Annotated in this window: 2 protein-coding genes; both read right to left on the reverse strand. The window is 71.1% G+C overall.

All coding sequences use genetic code 11. The features are described 5' to 3' along the window. Window positions 1–217: 217 nt before the first annotated feature. Entirely contained in the window at window positions 218–505 is a 288-nt protein-coding gene (locus tag D588_RS0111440) for a hypothetical protein (RefSeq protein ID WP_017916074.1), read from the reverse strand. Window positions 506–591: 86 nt separating this feature from the next. Further along, window positions 592–1,396, reverse strand: an 805-nt coding sequence (locus tag D588_RS24545; RefSeq protein WP_017916075.1) for a hypothetical protein, incomplete at its 5' end; no start/stop codon positions are given.

Genomic DNA, 1,396 nt, shown 5'->3' on the forward strand with positions numbered 1-1,396 from the left:
GAGCGGCAGCAGGGGCGGCGGGGGCCGCTGGCGGGGCAGTCGTCGGCGCGGGCGCGGACGATGCCGGGGGCGCGTTCTGCGCGGAAGCGACGCCAGCGACGAGGGCCAGCAGGACGGGAGTGAGGCGGAACGTGAAGGAGATGGACAAGGACATCGCTCGGCAGCGGCGGTGGCAAGGCCGCAGTCTACGCGGCCTGCGCGGGCCAGCGCAGCGGCCCTATGGCGTCTCCTCGCTCACCACTACCGTATTCTCGCTCGCCACTCCCGCGGCCGCGGCCGGGGCGGCATAGCGCTGGCGGTGCCAGGCGCGCCAACTCGCCCACAGTGCCCACGCGGTCGCCGCGAGCAGGCCGAACAGGCTCAGCAGCGAGCCGGTCCGCGCCAGCCAAGGCGCATGCAGGCCGTTGGCGAGGTGCAGCAGCACTTCTGCGATCACGAAGCCGCCCAACGCCAGCAACGCCGGGGGCAGGTACAGCCGCAGCATCAAGCGGGTTCCGGCGGCCATTCGCGCGCTCCGGGATGGGATGCGGCGACGCTAGCCCCGCGTCCATGCCCGCCACGTGAATGGGCGGCATGCGCCGCAGCGGCCGTTCAGGCGCCGGGCGAGGCCAGCGGCAGGGTCGCCACGTCGATCTCCGACAGCGGGCTTTCCGCCGGACAGGCCTGGTCCGGGAACCCGAAGCGCTGCTTCAGCGCCTGGCCGCAGGCGGTCAGGCTCTCCAGATCCACGTCCTTTTTGGTCTTGCACTCCTGGTCGAAGGCGACCAGGAACGCATCCTTGCGCCGCACGAAATCGTCGCCGCACTTGCGCAACTGCTTGATCCGTTCCAGATCGTCCTGCACCGCATTCGTGCCGTCGAGCCCGTACTGCTTGAGCTCGTCGCTGGTGAGCAGGCGCAGGCTGCGGTTGGGCACGGTCATCATCAGATCGGCCACCGCCACCGCCACGCCGTTGCGCTCCAGGTAGTCCTTGACGTTGCCATAGACCTCCTGCAGCTCGCGATTGAGCTCGGCGCGCGAGGTCGCAGTGGAGCTGATCCGCATCATCCGGTGGATGCCGACCTTGCCGGAGATCAGCCGGTTGTCGCCGGCGGCCAGCACGAACACGCAGGCGCTGTGGCAGACCGAACCTTCGCGCACCCACACGGTCCAGCCGGATTCGCCGATCGCATCGCCGGCGCGGATCGCCGCCTCGACCTGGCCGCCGCTGGAATCGAGGTCGAGCACGCGCTTGCCGATGCCGGTCTGCCTGGCCACCTCGGCCAGGCGCCGCACCATCTCGGCGAAGCCGGCGTTGATCTTGCCGACATAGCGCACCCGCATCAGCCCGCGCTCGCGGCACGGCGCCAGCGCCGCTTCCACCGCTGGCCGATCCAGCCCGGCCAGCGGCTGGGCG

The organism is Xanthomonas sp. SHU 308, assembly GCF_000364645.1.
Taxonomy (GTDB): Bacteria; Pseudomonadota; Gammaproteobacteria; order Xanthomonadales; family Xanthomonadaceae; genus Xanthomonas_A; species Xanthomonas_A sontii.